Here is a 681-nt window from a genome sequence, read left to right as displayed (position 1 = left end):
TTCCTCAACCTCGTGCTCTCGATGGTCGCCGCCTTGCAAGCACCGGTGATCATGATGTCGCAGAACCGCCAGACCGAGCGTGACCGCATCGACGCCGCCCATGACTATGAGGTCAACCTGAAGGCCGAGATCGAGATCATGGCGCTGCATGAGAAGCTCGACGAACTGCGCCACAGTGAGCTCATCGGCATGCGCGACGAGATCCTGCGCATGGCCGAGCAGATCAGGCGGATCGACGAGAAGCTGTCGGCGCGGTCGGCGGGCTGATGACCGAGGCCATCCATCGTCTCATCGAGCAATACGGGCTGATCGCGGTCTTCCTTGGCTGCGTCGCCGAGGGCGAAAGCGCTGCCATCCTCGGCGGCTTCTTCGCCCATCAGCACATATTCGTGCTCTGGCAGGCTTTCCTGGCGGCGTTTCTCGGCGCCTTCGCCGGCGACACGGCTTTCTTCACCCTCGGCCGCAGCTTTGCCGATCATCCCTATGTCGTCAGGCTGCGCAGGCGGCCGGGTTTCCGCCGCGCCTACCGGCTGCTCAACACCCATCCCAACATCTTCGTGCTGACGAACCGCTACATCTACGGAATGCGGCTTGTCGGCGGCATCGCCGCCGGGCTGTCGACCGTGTCGGTGCCGCGCTTCGTCATCCTGAACGCCATCTCGTCGGCAGTCTGGGCAGCCC

Annotated in this window: 2 protein-coding genes; both read left to right on the top strand. The window is 64.0% G+C overall.

Annotation, left to right across the window (positions count from 1 at the left end):
• Positions 1-267, top strand: a 267-nt coding sequence (locus tag EOA60_RS35900; protein WP_128312775.1) for a DUF1003 domain-containing protein, incomplete at its 5' end; no start/stop codon positions are given.
• Positions 267-681, top strand: a 415-nt coding sequence (locus EOA60_RS35895; RefSeq protein ID WP_128312774.1) for a VTT domain-containing protein, incomplete at its 3' end; no start/stop codon positions are given. The genes EOA60_RS35900 and EOA60_RS35895, both read left to right, overlap by 1 nt.

Origin of the sequence: Mesorhizobium sp. M1A.F.Ca.IN.020.06.1.1, from assembly GCF_004023265.1 — a bacterium.
Taxonomy (GTDB): domain Bacteria; phylum Pseudomonadota; class Alphaproteobacteria; order Rhizobiales; family Rhizobiaceae; genus Mesorhizobium.
The sequence above is the reverse complement of the archived record's forward strand: the minus strand, read 5'-3'. Positions and strand labels throughout refer to the sequence as shown.